Annotated in this window: 18 protein-coding genes; 17 read left to right on the top strand and 1 reads right to left on the bottom strand. The window is 55.4% G+C overall.

The features are described from left to right. Together yidC and mnmE are read left to right on the top strand one after the other, a co-directional pair. Entirely contained in the window at positions 1 to 1,683 is a 1,683-nt protein-coding gene (yidC, locus tag GH975_RS00650) for a membrane protein insertase YidC (protein WP_153712647.1), read from the top strand. Further along, the gene (gene mnmE, locus GH975_RS00645; RefSeq protein ID WP_153712646.1) at positions 1,683 to 3,008 is read left to right on the top strand and encodes a tRNA uridine-5-carboxymethylaminomethyl(34) synthesis GTPase MnmE; all 1,326 of its coding nucleotides are present in this window, start codon (positions 1,683 to 1,685) and stop codon (positions 3,006 to 3,008) included. Before yidC ends, mnmE begins: the two co-directional genes overlap by 1 nt. Position 3,009: 1 nt before the next feature. Here the strand turns inward: mnmE and GH975_RS00640 are convergent, their stop codons facing one another. After that, positions 3,010 to 3,261 carry a TIGR03643 family protein gene (locus GH975_RS00640; RefSeq protein WP_153712645.1) on the bottom strand — a complete coding sequence of 84 codons (252 nt, stop codon included), beginning with the start codon at positions 3,259 to 3,261 and terminating at the stop codon, positions 3,010 to 3,012. Between the two features lie 419 nt (positions 3,262 to 3,680). On the opposite strand from GH975_RS00640, the gene mnmG reads away from it, so the two are divergent. The 15 genes from mnmG to glmU all read left to right on the top strand — a co-directional run bounded on the left by mnmG (position 3,681) and on the right by glmU (position 16,632). Then, positions 3,681 to 5,567 (top strand): tRNA uridine-5-carboxymethylaminomethyl(34) synthesis enzyme MnmG, encoded by a 1,887-nt coding sequence (gene mnmG, locus GH975_RS00635; protein WP_153712644.1) that lies wholly within the window; start codon positions 3,681 to 3,683, stop codon positions 5,565 to 5,567. Beyond that, positions 5,567 to 6,181, top strand: a complete 615-nt coding sequence (rsmG, locus tag GH975_RS00630) for a 16S rRNA (guanine(527)-N(7))-methyltransferase RsmG (RefSeq protein ID WP_153712643.1) — start codon at positions 5,567 to 5,569, stop codon at positions 6,179 to 6,181. Before mnmG ends, rsmG begins: the two co-directional genes overlap by 1 nt. Before the next feature lie 8 nt (positions 6,182 to 6,189). After that, positions 6,190 to 6,951, top strand: coding sequence for a ParA family protein (locus tag GH975_RS00625; RefSeq protein WP_153712642.1), 762 nt, complete (start codon positions 6,190 to 6,192; stop codon positions 6,949 to 6,951). Then, positions 6,948 to 7,811: a ParB/RepB/Spo0J family partition protein gene (locus GH975_RS00620; protein ID WP_153712641.1), complete on the top strand. Its 864-nt coding sequence runs from the start codon at positions 6,948 to 6,950 to the stop codon at positions 7,809 to 7,811. The genes GH975_RS00625 and GH975_RS00620 overlap by 4 nt, the downstream gene beginning before the upstream one ends. 84 nt (positions 7,812 to 7,895) lie before the next feature. Continuing rightward, on the top strand, positions 7,896 to 8,273 hold the full coding sequence (locus GH975_RS00615) for an ATP synthase subunit I (RefSeq protein WP_170272500.1): 378 nt from the start codon (positions 7,896 to 7,898) through the stop codon (positions 8,271 to 8,273). Then, positions 8,274 to 9,128 (top strand): F0F1 ATP synthase subunit A, encoded by an 855-nt coding sequence (gene atpB, locus GH975_RS00610; RefSeq protein ID WP_153712639.1) that lies wholly within the window; start codon positions 8,274 to 8,276, stop codon positions 9,126 to 9,128. A gap of 50 nt (positions 9,129 to 9,178) precedes the next feature. Next, the gene (gene atpE, locus GH975_RS00605; protein WP_153712638.1) at positions 9,179 to 9,433 is read left to right on the top strand and encodes a F0F1 ATP synthase subunit C; all 255 of its coding nucleotides are present in this window, start codon (positions 9,179 to 9,181) and stop codon (positions 9,431 to 9,433) included. A gap of 52 nt (positions 9,434 to 9,485) precedes the next feature. Then, complete coding sequence (locus GH975_RS00600) at positions 9,486 to 9,956, top strand: F0F1 ATP synthase subunit B (RefSeq protein WP_153712637.1); 471 nt, start codon at positions 9,486 to 9,488, stop codon at positions 9,954 to 9,956. A gap of 12 nt (positions 9,957 to 9,968) precedes the next feature. Beyond that, positions 9,969 to 10,505: a F0F1 ATP synthase subunit delta gene (locus GH975_RS00595; RefSeq protein WP_153712636.1), complete on the top strand. Its 537-nt coding sequence runs from the start codon at positions 9,969 to 9,971 to the stop codon at positions 10,503 to 10,505. Positions 10,506 to 10,521: 16 nt separating this feature from the next. Continuing rightward, positions 10,522 to 12,066 (top strand): F0F1 ATP synthase subunit alpha, encoded by a 1,545-nt coding sequence (gene atpA / locus GH975_RS00590; RefSeq protein WP_153712635.1) that lies wholly within the window; start codon positions 10,522 to 10,524, stop codon positions 12,064 to 12,066. A gap of 38 nt (positions 12,067 to 12,104) precedes the next feature. After that, positions 12,105 to 12,971 (top strand): F0F1 ATP synthase subunit gamma, encoded by an 867-nt coding sequence (atpG, locus tag GH975_RS00585; RefSeq protein ID WP_153712634.1) that lies wholly within the window; start codon positions 12,105 to 12,107, stop codon positions 12,969 to 12,971. Positions 12,972 to 12,998: 27 nt separating this feature from the next. Next, positions 12,999 to 14,375 carry a F0F1 ATP synthase subunit beta gene (gene atpD / locus GH975_RS00580; protein WP_153712633.1) on the top strand — a complete coding sequence of 459 codons (1,377 nt, stop codon included), beginning with the start codon at positions 12,999 to 13,001 and terminating at the stop codon, positions 14,373 to 14,375. Positions 14,376 to 14,387: 12 nt separating this feature from the next. Further along, positions 14,388 to 14,810, top strand: a complete 423-nt coding sequence (locus GH975_RS00575) for a F0F1 ATP synthase subunit epsilon (RefSeq protein ID WP_153712632.1) — start codon at positions 14,388 to 14,390, stop codon at positions 14,808 to 14,810. A 72-nt stretch (positions 14,811 to 14,882) separates the two neighbouring features. Beyond that, positions 14,883 to 15,185, top strand: a complete 303-nt coding sequence (locus GH975_RS00570) for a DUF1905 domain-containing protein (RefSeq protein WP_153714747.1) — start codon at positions 14,883 to 14,885, stop codon at positions 15,183 to 15,185. Between the two features lie 97 nt (positions 15,186 to 15,282). After that, on the top strand, positions 15,283 to 16,632 hold the full coding sequence (gene glmU, locus GH975_RS00565) for a bifunctional UDP-N-acetylglucosamine diphosphorylase/glucosamine-1-phosphate N-acetyltransferase GlmU (RefSeq protein WP_153712631.1): 1,350 nt from the start codon (positions 15,283 to 15,285) through the stop codon (positions 16,630 to 16,632). The last annotated feature ends 1 nt before the right edge of the window (position 16,633 follow it).

The raw sequence follows: 16,633 nt of genomic DNA, 5'->3' as shown, positions 1-16,633 counted from the left end.
ATGGATATTCAACGAATTTTGTTAGGCGGCTCATTGGCCATCGTCAGTTACCTGCTGATCTTGCAGTGGAACGACGATTACGGTCAGCCCGCGGTCAACGCCGACACCAATGTTTCAGCCCAAGCGGCGAACGTCAGCACCGACGCACTGCCCAGTGCCACCACCCGTGCGGCCACCGCCGATCCCCAAGCCGCGTTACCTGGCACCGCTGTGGTCACTGAAAATAGTGGCGAGCGTGCGGTCATTGCCTCTGACACGCTGCGCATCACGGTGGATCTGCGAGGCGGCGATATCGTTCGCTCTGAACTGCTCAACTACCCCGAAATTCTGCAGCGCCCCGACATTCCATTCGTGTTGCTCGACGACCAAGCCCGCACCTACACCGCGATGTCAGGGCTGGTTGGCCCGAATGGACTGGACAACCAATCCGGACGGCCGCTGTACCAAGTCCAAGGCGCCACTGAAATGGGTTCAGGCGACACACTGACTGTGCCGCTGGTGTTTGAAAACGACCAAGTCAAAGTCACCAAGACGGTGACGCTGAAACGCGGGTCCCACGTCGTCGGCGTGACCCACCAGGTCACGAACAAAACCAGCGACACCTTGGTGATGTCGCCATTTCACCAGCTTAAACGCGACAAATCAGGTGACCCGAGTACCCAGACCTCTATGGGTGTCCAGGCCTTCTTGGGCTTTGCACTGCGCACCACCGAAGAGCGTTACTACAAAGTTAAGCTGTCCGAGCTTGAAGACAGCGGCGATCTGGCCACCATCAACAGCGAACTGGCTGCGACCAAGACCCCAGGTGCTTACCTCGCCTTGGTTCAACACTACTTTGTTTCGGCCTGGGTTCCGCAATCGGACTTGGGCGCGGACTACCAGCTGCGCGCCTTGGCTAACGGTCAAAGCGTCGGCAGCATCGTTGGCGACAAAACCGCCATTGCGCCCGGTGCCACTGCTGAATTTTCAGCCCAGCTGTACACCGGACCTAAAGACCAAAACACCTTGGAACAGCTGTCCGACGGCTTGCACCTGACCGTCGACTACGGCTGGTTGTGGTTCATTTCACAGCCGATCTTTATGTTGTTGGAATTCTTGAACGGGTTCTTGAACAACTGGGGTCTGTCGATCATTGGCGTCACCTTGCTGGTCAAGTTGGCCTTCTTTAAGCTGTCCGCCGCCGCCTATGGCTCGATGGCGCGGATGCGCAAATTCACGCCGGAAATGACCCGCCTGCGCGAACTGTATGCCGACGACAAAGCGCGCCTGTCCAAAGAAATGATGGATCTATACAAGAAAGAAAAGATCAATCCGCTGGGCGGCTGCTTGCCAATTTTGGTTCAAATGCCAGTGTTCTTGGCGCTGTACTGGGTACTGCTCGAATCGGTCGAACTGCGTCAGGCGCCGTTCTTTCTGTGGATTACTGACCTGTCGGTCAAAGACCCCTACTTCGTGTTGCCGCTGCTGATGGGCGCCAGTATGTTCATTCAGCAAATGCTGAACCCGACACCTCCGGACCCGATGCAAGCCAAGATCATGCGCATCATGCCGATTGCCTTTACCTTTTTCTTCCTGTGGTTCCCCGCCGGACTGGTTCTGTACTGGGTATCCAACAACGTGCTCTCGATCAGCCAGCAGTACGTGATCACCAAGCGCATTGAGGCCGGCGACAAAGCCAGCTAATGGACAGCATTGCGGCCATTGCCACTGCACCCGGTCTGGGTGCGGTGGGTGTAGTCAAAGTTGCGGGCCCCGCTGCCCGCAGCATTATCCAATCGCTTAACTGGCCATTGCGACCGCGCCAAGCCACCCTCGTGACCCTGAACGCCGATAACGGCGACACCATTGACTCAGGCTTGCTGATTTATTTCCCCGGCCCCAACAGCTATACCGGCGATGATACCTTGGAATTCCAAGGCCACGGCGGTCCGGTCGTGCTCAATCAAGTCTTGCAGCGCTTCTTAGCACTGGGCGCGCGTATGGCGCGGCCGGGCGAGTTCAGCGAGCGAGCCTTCCTCAACGACAAGCTTGATCTGGCCCAGGCCGAAGCCGTCGCCGACTTGATCACCGCCTCCAGCGCCGAAGCAGCCAAGCGCGCCATGCGCTCACTGCAGGGCGAGTTTTCAAAACGCGTACAGGCGTTATTCGACGCCATTGTCCACCTTCGAATTTACGTTGAAGCGGCGATCGATTTCCCCGAAGAGGAAATTGATTTTTTGGCCGACGGCAAAGTCGCCGCCCTATTCGACGATATTGATCGGGATCTGGCGGATCTACGCGCCAACGCCCGCGCCGGTCAGCGCTTTAACGAAGGCATTCAAATCGTCTTGGTCGGCAAGCCCAACGCGGGAAAATCGTCGTTATTGAATGCCCTAAGCGGTCGCGACAGCGCCATCGTCACGCCGATTGCCGGGACCACCCGCGACGTACTGACCGAACAGATCAACCTGGATGGGCTACCGACCGAGATCGTCGACACCGCTGGCCTACGCGAAACGCTGGATCCGATCGAGGCCGAAGGCGTGCGCCGCGCTCTGGCAGCATTAAAACGCGCCGACTTGGTGTTGTTTTTAACCGATGCCAGCGACGGTCGCGCCCAACTTAACGACGATTTGACTGCGCTGCTGCCCGATCAGGTGCGACCTGACTTTATCGTCTGGAACAAATCCGACCTGATTGCCGAGCCGCTTCAACTCGGCGCCAACGAGTTATCTATCAGCGCTTCGACTGGGGCCGGTTTGGACGGTTTGATTGACGCGATTAAAGAGCGCGCGGGCATCACCCCACACGAATCGGGCTTCCTCGCCCGAGCCCGCCACGTCGATGCATTGGATCGGTGCGCCACAGCGCTCCAGGCGGGTCGTGCCCAACTGGACGGTGCGATGGCGGGGGAACTGCTCGCCGAAGACCTAAAGTGGGCCCACGACTGCTTAGGCGAGATCACCGGCAAGATGTCCGCTGACGATCTACTCGGCGAGATTTTCTCCTCGTTTTGTATTGGCAAATAACTCAGCGTTTGTACTGGGTCGGGCAGTAGCCGCGGCTAACGCCAGCCGGCCGTAATTTAGCGTGTTTGGTGACCCGTCCACTGACCCGCGCACGCCACAGTCGAAACGAACTCGCTTTCAAATGACGTCGCATCAGTCGCCGCACACCCGTCTCTTTGAGCCCGTACAGGGTCTCAATTGCCTCGAATGGGGTGCGATCTTCCCATGCCATCTCCACAATCCGCGATAACTCTGATTCTGTGTACTCTTTCATATTATCCACAATGGGCACGCATGCCTGAAAAGCAAGCTAATCAGGCCTTGCAGGGTTTCGATAAAACTTTGCTCACATTTTTATCCACACCGATTTGGCACTGCTTAGAAACCTCGGTATCAAGCCGGTATAGGCCCGCGTACAACCCTGTGGACAAAAGCATGAGTAGAGTTGTCCACAACCGTCCACCGCTTGTTCAGTGCCCTTAAGCCCACTTACAGGGTCAGATATACAGTCTAAAAAACGACACAAAACATTGTTTTTAATAGACTATTTTGAATTATTCACATTTGCATACGCGCTTAGTAGTAATAACAATATGTCTTTATATATATCCAAATCATTTTTTAACCATTAGAGAGCGCGCTTCATATTTGAGCTAAACTCGCCCGGCAACCCCATTACCACGAGGCCACCCAATGAACCCAAACCATCTGTACGATGTCATCGTCGTCGGCGGCGGACATGCCGGCACGGATGCAGCATTGGCGTCGGCCCGAATGGGTGCTGACACCTTGCTGGTCACCCACAGCATCGAAACCTTAGGTCAAATGTCATGTAACCCCGCTATTGGCGGCATCGGCAAAAGTCACCTGGTTCGTGAAGTCGATGCCTGTGATGGCGTCATGGCCAAAGCCGCTGATCAGGCTGGAATCCAATTTCGGGTACTCAATTCACGCAAAGGCCCAGCCGTTCGAGCGACTCGCGCCCAAGCTGACCGCATTTTATACCGAGCCGCTATTCGCAGCGTGCTTGAAAACCAACCGAACCTGACATTGTTTCAGCAACCGGTCGATGAATTAGTTATTGAAAATGACCGAGTCACCGGTGTTCGCTTGGCCATGGGCTTAACGTTACGCGCTAAAACAGTGGTCCTGACCACCGGCACGTTTTTGGCGGGCGTCATCCACATCGGTTTGAACAACTTGCAAGGCGGCCGTGCCGGCGATATGCCCGCCAACAGTTTGGCTCATACCATTCGCGAACGTGGCTTTCGAGTGGGTCGTTTAAAAACCGGCACGCCAGCGCGCATTGATGCACGCAGCGTCGACTTTTCGAAAATGGACGTACAGCACGGCGATACCCCAACCCCGGTCATGTCATTTATGGGATCCCGGGACGATCATCCTCGTCAGGTGCCCTGTTACATCACCCAAACCAATGCCAAAACACACGACATCATTCGAGCGAACTTAGACCGGTCACCCATGTTCTCGGGCGTTATCGATGGCGTTGGACCGCGTTATTGCCCATCGATCGAAGACAAAGTCACGCGGTTTGCCGACAAAGAGTCGCATCAAATATTCGTCGAACCCGAGGGCTTAACGACTCACGAGCTATACCCCAATGGCATATCGACCAGTCTGCCGTTTGACACCCAATTGGAATTTATCCATTCGATCGCAGGCTTCGAACACGCGCACATCACGCGCCCGGGTTACGCGATCGAATATGACTACCTGGATCCGCGTGATCTGAATCACCGCTTGGGCTCCAAACATGTCGCCGGGCTCTATTGCGCCGGTCAGATCAACGGCACCACTGGCTACGAAGAGGCCGCCGCCCAAGGATTATTGGCCGGCACCAATGCCGCGCTTGAAGCCATGGGCAAGGACGGCTGGGTTCTTGGCCGCGACCAAGCCTATATCGGCGTCTTAGTTGACGATTTGGTGACCCTGGGTACGGCCGAACCCTATCGGATGTTTACCTCGCGTGCCGAACACCGATTGTTACTGCGCGAAGACAACGCCGATCAGCGATTAACCAGCCAAGCCCGTGCGCTGGGCTTGGTCGGTGATGCGCGCTGGGCCCGGTTCAACTGTAAAATGGATGCTTTGGCTGGCGAAAAGCGACGTTTGGAACAAACCTGGGTTCAAGCTGATTCGGTCCAAGCCCAGTGGCTCAACCCACAATTGAAAACACCGATGACACGAGAAGCCAGCTTGGCTGATTTATTACGGCGCCCCGAAGTTGACCGTACGCTGTTGGCCGGCATACCTGACACCGACACCATTGATCCGGAAATAGCGTTACAAGCGGAAATTGAAATTAAGTACGCCGGCTATATCGAACGTCAAACCGCTGAAATTGCCAAGCTCAAACGCAATGAATCGGTCGCCTTGCCTTTGGATCTGGACTACAGCGCGATAAAAGGGCTAAGTAACGAGGTGTGCCAAAAATTGTCTGACACTCGTCCCGAAACCTTAGCTCAAGCAGCTCGAATCCCAGGCGTTACGCCGGCTGCGATCAGCTTGCTACTGGTTCGTTTAAAAAAATCCGGTGTTGCGGTGGATCAAGCCAGCTAATGAACTTACTCGACGGTACCCTACAACTGGGATTAACCCTGGACCCCCAACAATTGGCTCAGTTGGAGGCGTTTTTAAACGGCGTTGAAAAATGGAGTCGAGTTTACAATTTGACCCGCATCACTAACCGCTCGCAGATGGTGACTCACCACCTACTCGATTCACTAAGCCTGGCCGACTACTTAAGTGACGAGCCATTGCTTGATGTGGGTTCGGGCGCCGGTTTTCCCGGGATTCCACTGGCGATAGCGCGTCCGTTTCAGGACATCACAGTGCTCGATTCCGCTCAAAAACGGACACGTTTCGCGATTCAAATGAAAGGCGAATTGCAACTTTCAAATTTGTCAGTGGTGACCGCGCGTGTCGAGTCTTACGACGCCGACCACCTCTACAGCCAAGTGACGGCGCGGGCCTTTGCGCCGCTCCAAGATCTGTGTACCTGGGTTCAGCCTTTACTTGCGCCGGGGGCGAAAGTGCTCGCGCTTAAGGGCCAATATCCACACGACGAGATCGAACAAACCTGTGCGCTCTTCCCTGACGCTCAGGTAGACTCACATGAATTGGATGTGCCGGGTGTTGAGGCACAACGTCATTTGATCGAAGTGCAATTTTAGGACCCCTAGTGCCCCGGATTATCTCTGTCACGAATCAAAAAGGCGGTGTCGGTAAGACCACCACCGCGGTCAACATGGCGTCGGCATTTGCCGCGACCGGTCGACGCACCTTGCTGATTGACTTGGATCCCCAGGGCAATGCCACCACCGGTTCGGGAATTTCAAAAAATGATGTGGCGTACGGTTTGTACGATCTGATCATCAATCACGTGCCGCTTGCCAGCTGCGTGCTTAAACCCGACGCGTGCGGGTATGAATTGATACCTGGGAATGGCGATACAACGGCGGCTGAAATCCAGTTGTTAAGCGAGCCGGATCGCCAACACCAGCTGAAAAAAGCCTTGGTTGATCACCCCTACGAAATGATCGTTATAGATTGTCCGCCGTCATTAAATATGATGACGATCAATGCGTTGGTGGCCTCACACGGGGTCGTGATCCCGGTCCAATGCGAATTTTTTGCTTTAGAAGGTCTGGCGGATTTGCTAGAAACCATTGATGACGTTCGCGAAACCTTCAACCCCAGTTTGGCCATCGACGGCGTCTTGCGCACGATGTACGACCCACGCTCGTCGTTGACCAGCGAAGTCAGCCGCCAAATACGAACTTACTTTGACAAAAAAATGTTCACCACAGTGATCCCACGCAATGTGCGTTTAGCCGAAGCCCCCAGTCATGGATTGCCGGCGATTCAGTACGACCGCAAAAGCCGTGGTGCGATTTCCTACTTGGCTTTGGCTGGGGAATATTTTCGTAAGGTAGCGGTATGAAAAATCGTAAAGGTGCGTTGGGCCGGAACATTTTGCTCGACACCCTGGGCAAATCAGCTGAAGTCTCGCTGAGCCAACCCAGTGACGGCCTGATCTTGGTCGGTGTCCACGAGATAGATCGTTCACCTTGGCAGCCACGCATCGTATTTCAACAAGATGCGTTGAACGAATTGGCCCACAGCCTGACCACCTATGGCGTAATGCAGCCGCTGGTTGTGCGCCGTGTTAATCATCGCTTTGAATTGATTGCGGGCGAACGTCGTTGGCGCGCGGCCCAAATCGCCGGTCTAAAACAAGTGCCTGTGCTGATCCAAGCCGTTGACGACCGGGTTGCGGCGACCTTGGCATTGGTTGAAAACTTGCAACGCGAAGACCTCAATCCATTGGAGCAAGGTCAAGCACTGGTTAAGTTGCGCCAGGCCTTTGGTTTGGATCAGCAGGCGCTGGCTGAATTGGTTGGATTATCACGTCCGCACGTCTCCAACTTGATGCGTCTGGATCAATTGGACTCGCAAGTTAAAGAATGGCTAGGCGACGCAAAAATTGACATGGGCCACGCTCGCGCCTTGCTCGGGGCGCCGGCCGATCAACAACGCACATTGGCCGCCAAGGTTATTGCATCCGGCCTCAACGTTCGCCAAACCGAGAGCTTAATCGCGGGACTAAACCGCCCAAAACCATCGAAAACTGCACCGAGTGAGCAAGTTACCGCACTGCAACAGCGTTTTGCTGACCTGGTCGGTGCTCCAGTTAGCATCCAGCAGTCAACCAAAGGCAATGGTAAAATAACAATAAATTACAAAGACTTGAGCGATTTAACTGCGCTGGTCGAACGACTGAAGAGCGGTATCCAAAACTAAAGACCAAAGTCGTTCTTATAATTGATTGATAGTTAAATCCACTGTCCTTATACTTTTTCGCGCTTAAAACCGCTTGGGGAAGGTGTGTCCGCGATCATTACCATCACCGCTTGGCCTAGCGTGTTACTGACCCTGCTGAGCGCCCTGGTCGCAGCCCTATTGAGTGGCTCCCACGGGATATCCATGGTTGAGGGCGGTATTGCAGTGCTAATACCGAACGCGGTGTTCGCTGGATTGGCTTTTCGCCACGGCGGCGCGGGCAATGCTCGCAACATTGTGCGTTCGTTTTATTTAGGCGAAGCATTGAAGCTTGTGCTGATGGCGACCTTGTTAGTCGCAATATTTTTAACGAGTGAGTCGTTAAAGCCAGGGGCCTTGTTCGCGGGGATGCTGGTCATGATGGTCGCCTGTGGTGTGACTGCGACTCGCTTAAAAACCAGATTACCTACTCGGAGATTTTAGATGGCAGCTGCAAACGCTGGAGAATATATCCTCCACCACTTGACGAACCTAACGTTCGGCAAGCACCCCGACGCTGGCTGGACCTTTGCGGACAGCCGGTTTATGGAAGCAGGACAAAACCAATACCAGGCGACGGGCCAGATGGCATCGGAAATGGGCTTTATGGCCATTCACGTTGATACCATGTTGTGGTCCATAGGTTTGGGCGCATTGTTTTGCTTTTTCTTTGCCAAGGCGGCGAAATACGCCACCTCGGGCGTTCCGGGTACGCTTCAAAACTTGGTTGAATTGGTGTGTGAATTTGTCGACACCAACATCAAAGACACCTTCAGCGGCAAAAGCACGCTGATCGGGCCGCTGTCATTGACCATCTTTGTCTGGGTGCTGTTGATGAACACCATGGACTTGGTGCCGGTTGATTTGTTGCCACGTATTTTCGAGTTGTTTGGCGTGCATTACATGAAGGTGGTTCCGACCACTGACGTCAATGCCACCCTGGGCATGGCGCTGGGTGTGTTCTGCTTGATTATCTTCTACTCGATCCGTCAGAAAGGTCTTGGCGGGTTCGTCGGCGAACTGACCCTGCAGCCCTTCGGTAAATGGATGATTCCGTTCAACTTGCTGCTCGAAGGTGTCGGTTTGCTGGCAAAGCCGATCTCATTGTCGTTGCGACTGTTCGGTAACTTATACGCCGGTGAATTGATCTTTATCCTGATCGCGCTTATGCCGTTTTGGATTCAGTTCGCGTTGTCGGTGCCCTGGGCGATCTTCCACATTTTGGTGATCGTATTGCAGGCGTTTATTTTCATGATGTTGACTATCGTGTACCTCGCGATGGCGCACGAGCATCACTGAGAAAGAAGTAACCCTTAATTTTTTAAATCGTTAAAAACTGGAGAAAACAAATGGAAATGGTTGTTGGCCTTACTGCAGTAGCAGTTGCTTTGCTGATCGGTTTCGGTGCCCTGGGTACTGCAATTGGATTTGGTATTTTGGGCGGTAAGTTCTTGGAAGGCGCAGCGCGTCAGCCGGAAATGGTGCCCATGTTGCAGGTTAAAATGTTCATCGTTGCAGGTCTGTTGGACGCGGTAACTATGATCGGTGTTGGTATTGCGTTGTTCTTCACCTTCGCAAACCCCTTCGTTGCGCTGGTTGGCTAATCGGAAGCTCATTGCTTCATTTTTTAACCCCAACTAACGCGAGGAAGCGACAGTGAATCTTAATTTGACCTTACTCGGTCAGCTGATTTCCTTCGCCATCTTTGTGTGGTTCTGCATGAAGTTCGTTTGGCCGCCGGTGATGGCAGCCTTGAACGAACGTCAGGAACGAATCGCCCAAGGTTTGGCTGATGCGGATAAAGCGGCCAAAGAGCTGGACGTCGCCCAAGCACGTATCGAAGAGCAGGTTCGTGAAGCCAAAGAAGACGCTTCACGTATCCTAGAGCAAGCGCGCAAGCAAGCGGCTCAAACCGTCGAAGACGCACAGGGTAAAGCCCGTGCCGAAGGCGAGAAGCTTATCGAGCAGGCGAAAGCTGACATCGAACAGGAAGTTAACGCGGCACGCGAAGCACTGCGTGCTCAAGTGAGCACACTGGCAGTGGCCGGTGCGGCCAAGATCCTGGGCACGGCAGTTGATGCCAAGGCTCACGGTGACCTGATCGATCAATTGGCGAAAGAGCTCTAATAGGAGGGCGAAATGGCGGAAATTTCCACATTAGCTCGTCCTTACGCCAAAGCGGCGTTTGCAACAGCACAAGCAGCGGATGCCGTTTCGGCATGGGCTGACCTGTTGTCATTCGTGGCCCAGGTAACGACGGACAGCGAAGGCCGTCGCGCACTCGCACATCCGACCCTGACTGCTGAGCAAAAGGCGAAGTGGCTGAACGAGCTGGCGGGTGACGCCAACTTCGACGCAGCGGCGCGTTTTATTCAAGTGTTGGCTGATAACAGCCGGCTGGAATTGTTGAGTGAAATCAACGACCAATTTGACGCCTTACGGCGCCAGTTGGATGCCAGCGCAGTGGCCCATGTGGAATCGGCGTTCGATCTGACCGATGCACAGCAAGCCACCTTGAGCGAGGCCTTGTCTCGTCGCTTGAACAAGCAAGTAAGTCTGGATGTCAGCATTAATGCTGACTTGGTGGGTGGCGTAGTTATTCGCGCGGACGACCTAGTAATTGACGGCTCTGTTAGCGGCAAGCTCGCGAAGCTGGCCGAGCAGCTGAAGCCATAAGAGGCTGAGGAATAGCATGCAACAACTCAATCCAAGCGAGATCAGTGATCTGATCAAATCGCGCATCGAGAACCTCGATGTTAAAAGCGAAGCGCAGAACCAGGGCACGATTGTTTCCGTGTCTGACGGTATTGTGCGCATTCATGGCCTAAACGACGTCATGTACGGCGAGATGGTCGAATTCGAAGGCGGCCAGTTTGGTCTGGCTTTGAACCTGGAGCGCGACTCAGTCGGCACCGTGGTCTTGGGTGAATACCAAGGACTGGCGGAAGGCCAAGTGGCTAAGTGCACAGGACGCATCTTGGAAGTGCCGGTTGGCCCTTCAATGATGGGTCGTGTCGTTGACGCCCTGGGTTCTCCGATCGATGGCAAAGGCCCGATTGCAGCCGAAGGCTCAAGCCCGGTTGAAAAGGTAGCGCCCGGCGTTATCGCCCGTCAGTCAGTTGACCAGCCCATGCAAACCGGTATCAAGGCGATTGACGCCATGGTTCCAGTTGGCCGTGGCCAGCGTGAACTGATCATTGGTGACCGTCAGACCGGCAAAACTGCCGTTGCACTGGACGCGATCATCAACCAGAAAGGCACCGGCGTTAAGTGTATCTACGTCGCTATCGGCCAGAAGCAGTCGTCAATTGCTGCTGTGGTACGTAAGCTCGAAGAGCACGGCGCGATGGATCACACCATTGTGGTCGCAGCCGGCGCGGCTGAATCTGCAGCGATGCAGTTCTTGGCGCCCTTCTCAGGTTGCGCCATGGGTGAATACTTCCGTGACATCGGCGAAGACGCCTTGATCGTATACGATGATCTGTCAAAGCAGGCCGTTGCATACCGTCAGATCTCGCTGTTGCTGAAGCGTCCCCCGGGACGTGAAGCCTACCCCGGCGACGTCTTCTATTTGCACTCACGTTTGCTTGAGCGAGCGGCCCGTGTAAACGCGGACCACGTCGAAAAGTTGACGGGTGGCGCTGTTAAAGGCAAAACCGGTTCGTTGACTGCATTGCCGATCATCGAAACCCAAGCGGGTGACGTATCAGCATTCGTACCGACCAACGTGATCTCGATCACCGACGGCCAAATCTTCTTGGAAACCAACCTGTTTAACTCAGGCATCCGTCCTGCGATTAACGCCGGTCTGTCGGTTTCTCGAGTTGGTGGTGCTGCCCAGACCAAAGCGGTCAAGAAATTGGGTGGCGGCGTGCGTTTGGCATTGGCCCAGTACCGTGAATTGGCGGCATTCGCCCAGTTCGCATCGGACTTGGACGACGCGACACGTAAGCAGCTGGAGCATGGTCAGCGTGTGACTGAGCTGATGAAGCAAAAGCAGTACTCGCCCTTGAGCGTTGGTGAAATGGCATTGTCCTTGTTTGTGGCTAACGAAGGTCACTTGGACGACGTGCCGGCCAACAAGGTTGTGGATTTCGAAGAAGCGTTGATCGCTTACTTCCGTGCTAACCACGGCGACCTCAAGGCCAAGATCGACGAAGCTGGTGCTTACGGTGATGATATCGCCAAGAGCCTGGAAGCTGCGGTCACCAACTTCAAGTCTTCACAGACTTGGTAAACCTAGAGCGGGTTACGGCCCGCTTGAGGAGCTGGTAAATGGCAGTCGGAAAAGAGATTCGCACCCAAATTGGGAGCATCCAAAACACACAGAAAATCACCAGTGCTATGGAAATGGTGGCGGCATCGAAAATGCGTAAAGCGCAGGATCGTATGGCGTCGTCACGTCCTTACGCTGACCGTATTTTCGAAGTGATTGGCCATTTGGCTCACGCCAACCCCGAGTACGATCACATGTACCTTAAAGAGCGCGAAGTGAAGCGTGTCGGGTACATTGTGATCAGCTCGGACCGCGGACTGTGTGGCGGTTTGAACGCCAACTTGTTTAAGAAAACAGTCTCGGAAATGGGCGCATGGCATGGCAAGGACGTTGAAATTGACGTCGCCGTGTTGGGCCAGAAGGCAGCGTCATTCTTCAAGAGCTTCGGCGGTAATGTCGTCGCCTCAAGTACCCACATGGGCGACAAGCCTGAGTTGGCTGACTTGATCGGCGCGGTCAAAACCATGATCGACGGCTACGAAGAAGGACGCATTGACCGGTTGTATGTTGTGTACAACCGCTTTGTGAACACCATGACTCAGGAACCTAGCGTGCGCCAGCTTTTGCCGGTCGCCAAAGGGGAACTGGAAGGTGCAACGCTGGGCAGTACATGGGATTACCTGTACGAGCCTGACGCAGAGGCCGTTTTGAACGGACTGATGACGCGCTACCTCGAGTCACAGGTCTATCAGGGTGTTGTTGAAAACAACGCCTGCGAACAGGCCGCCCGTATGATCGCGATGAAGTCCGCGACCGATAACGCTGGCGATCTGATTCGTGACCTGAACCTGGTTTACAACAAAGCACGTCAAGCAGCGATCACCCAAGAGATTTCGGAAATTGTCGGCGGTGCTGCGGCCTTGTAGGCCCAGTCGTCGTAAAGGAGAAACATAATGAGCAGTGGTAAAATTGTTCAGATCATCGGCGCGGTAGTGGACGTTGAGTTCCCCCGCAGCGCCGTGCCGAAGGTTTACGACGCCCTAAACGTCGCAAGCGTCGGCCTGACACTAGAAGTCCAGCAACAGCTGGGCGACGGCATCGTTCGCGCGATCGCCATGGGTTCAACCGAAGGTCTGACGCGTGGCGCTGAAGCCGCGAACACAGGCGGTCCTATTCTCGTTCCCGTCGGCACTCAGACACTGGGTCGAATCATGGACGTATTGGGCGAGCCGATCGACGAGAAAGGCGACATCGGCGAAGAAATTCGTATGCCGATTCACCGTAAAGCACCGAGCTTTGCTGAACAGGCTGCAAGCGCCGAGATCCTGGAAACAGGCATCAAGGTAATCGACCTGGTCGCACCCTTCGCTAAGGGCGGTAAAGTCGGTTTGTTCGGTGGTGCCGGTGTTGGTAAAACCGTCAACATGATGGAACTGATCCGTAACATCGCGATCGAGCACTCGGGCTACTCAGTGTTCGCCGGTGTTGGCGAGCGTACTCGTGAAGGTAACGACTTCTATCACGAGATGACCGACTCGAACGTAATCGACAAGGTGTCCTTGGTTTACGGTCAGATGAACGAGCCGCCTGGTAACCGTTTGCGTGTGGCACTGACTGGCCTGACCATGGCTGAGCAGTTCCGTGACGAAGGCCGTGACGTACTGTTGTTTGTTGACAACATCTACCGTTACACCTTGGCCGGTACCGAAGTATCTGCACTGCTGGGCCGTATGCCTTCAGCGGTAGGATACCAGCCGACATTGGCCGAAGAGATGGGTGTTCTTCAGGAGCGCATCACCTCAACCAAGACCGGTTCAATCACCTCAATCCAAGCGGTATACGTGCCTGCGGATGACTTGACTGATCCGTCACCGGCGACCACGTTCGCCCACTTGGACGCGACCGTTGTATTGAGCCGTTCGATTGCCGAGCTGGGTATTTACCCTGCGGTTGATCCCTTGGATTCGACCTCGCGTCAGCTGGACCCCTTGATCATCGGTGAAGAGCACTACTCAATTGCGCGTGGCGTGCAGACTGTTCTGCAGCGTTACAAAGAATTGAAAGACATCATCGCGATCTTGGGTATGGACGAATTGTCTGAAGAAGACAAACAGACCGTAAACCGCGCACGTAAGATTCAGCGTTTCTTGTCACAGCCGTTCTTCGTAGCAGAAGTCTTCACCGGTTCGCCCGGTAAGTACTGCTCGTTGGCCGACACCATCACTGGCTTTAAAGGTATTTTGGCCGGCGAATACGATCACTTGCCCGAGCAAGCGTTCTACATGGTCGGTACCATCGACGAAGCGCTTGAAAAAGCGAAGGGCATGTAAAGGAGGTCCACCATGGCCAAGACTATGCAATGCAATGTCGTCAGTGCCGAGGAGTCGATCTTCGAGGGTTCGGTGTCTATGCTGATCGCAGCGGGCACCGAGGGTGACCTGGGTATTACACCCGGTCACGCTCCCCTGATTACAGGCCTTCAGCCGGGTCCGATCCGTGTCGTTATGGACAACGGTGACGAGGACGTGTTTTACGTCTCCGGTGGCTTTTTGGAAGTGGTGCCCGGTGTGGTAACGGTGTTGGCCGATACTGCCCTGCGCGCGCACGACCTTGACGAGGCGGCGGCTTTGGAATCCCAAGAGCGCGTTCGCAAAGAAATGGCTGAAAATGCGGCCGAATTCGACTACGGTCGAGCGCAAATGGAATTGGCCGAAGCGGCCGGCCGTTTGCGGGTACTGCAACAGCTGCGTCGTCGCAGTCGGTAATCGACGGACGAACCGAAGAAAGGCGCCTTATGGCGCCTTTTTTTGTGGCTGGCATTTGGTCATAGTCCGGGCATGGACATTGAATTTGAAGCCCCCCTGTGGGAATGGCACGGTGGCAAGGCCAGCTGGTTTTTCGTGTCGCTACCGGCCGACGTTGCCAGTGATATCCGGTTTGCCAGCGCCGGGCGGCCGCGCGCCGGTTTCGGTTCGATCAAGGTCACCGTCCGTATCGGCCGCCAGACCTGGCGCACCTCGCTGTTTCCGGACAAAGCGTCAGGCAGTTACCTATTGCCGATTAAAAAGTCGGTGCGTGTCGGCGAGTCGCTGGCGGTCGGTGACCGTGCGCGTGTCGCGCTGACCTTGGTCGACATTTGATCGTTGGGGTAGGTATCTCTGCCCTATTCGACCCTGGGTCCCTGCATTGCCCGCCCAAAACCCAGTACAATTTCGACCCTGATCGATAAGGAATTGCATGCTCGACGTTGTCATCCTCGCTGCCGGTCAAGGCAGCCGTATGAAGTCCGACCAACCCAAGGTGTTACATGGCGTTGGCGGTATCCCCATGCTCCAGCACGTGATTGATACGGTCGCGGACATCGCCGATCAGATTATTGTCGTGGTCGGTCATGGCCAGGCCCAGGTGCGCGCAGCCTTGGCCGGCCAGGCGGTAACCTTTGTCGAGCAAACCGAGCAGCTCGGCACCGGCCACGCGTTGGCCCAGGCATTGCCGAGTCTTAACCCGGGCAACCTGTGTTTGATGTTGTACGGCGACGGCCCGCTGATACTGCGTGCGGACATTGATGCGCTGGTCGCCGCTGCGCGTGCCGGCCGCTATGCCTTGTTGAGCGCACAGCTGCCAAACCCGCATGGCTACGGCCGCATCATTCGACGCGCCGGCCAGCCGGTGGCGATTGTCGAACAAAAAGACGCCAACACCGAACAGTTGGCCATCGGCGAGGTTAATACCGGGCTGCTGTGCGCGCCTGTGGCATCGTTTGCCAGCTACCTACCCCAGCTGTCGTCCAACAACGCCCAGGGCGAATACTACGTGACGGATTGCTTGGCGATGGCGGTGGCCGCCGGCCAACCGACCGAAGCGGTGGTGACGTCCGACGTCGACAGCGTGCTGGGTGCTAACGATCGAATTCAATTGGCCGAGTTAGAGCGCATCTATCAGCACCGCGAGCGGACGCGGTTAATGCGCGACGGCGCGACCTTGATTGATCCCGCGCGAGTCAGCATCCAAGGCCGTGTCATCACCGGACGCGATTGCATTGTGCATCCGGGCGTTCAGTTTATTGGCACGGTTCGCTTAGGCGACCGGGTCACCCTAGGCCAGGGCGTGATCGTCAAAGACAGCACCATCGCCTCCGACACCGAGGTCCAGCCCTACAGCGTCATGGACGGCGCCCGCGTCGAATCCGGCGCGGACATCGGACCCTTTGCGCGGTTGCGGCCGGGGGCGGTGATGGAAGCCCACTCCAAGGCCGGTAATTTTGTCGAAATCAAAAATGCCACGCTCAAAGCCGGCGCCAAGGCCAACCATTTGACCTACGTCGGCGACGCCATGGTCGGCGAAGGCGCCAACTTGGGCGCCGGCACCATCACCTGTAACTACGACGGCGCCTATAAGCACCTGACCGAAATCGGAGCCGGCGCCTTTATCGGCAGCAATTCGGCCTTGGTGGCGCCGGTCACTATTGGTGCGGGTGTCACCATCGGCGCCGGCAGCACCATTACCCGGGACGTCGACGCGGGATTGGCACTGACCCGCGCCACTCAAAAACACATACCGGGCTTCAAGCGCCCGACCAAGGACTGAA

The organism is Litorivicinus lipolyticus (genome assembly GCF_009650135.1).
GTDB lineage: Bacteria > Pseudomonadota > Gammaproteobacteria > Pseudomonadales > Litorivicinaceae > Litorivicinus > Litorivicinus lipolyticus.
This window is presented reverse-complemented; position numbering and strand designations above follow the sequence as displayed.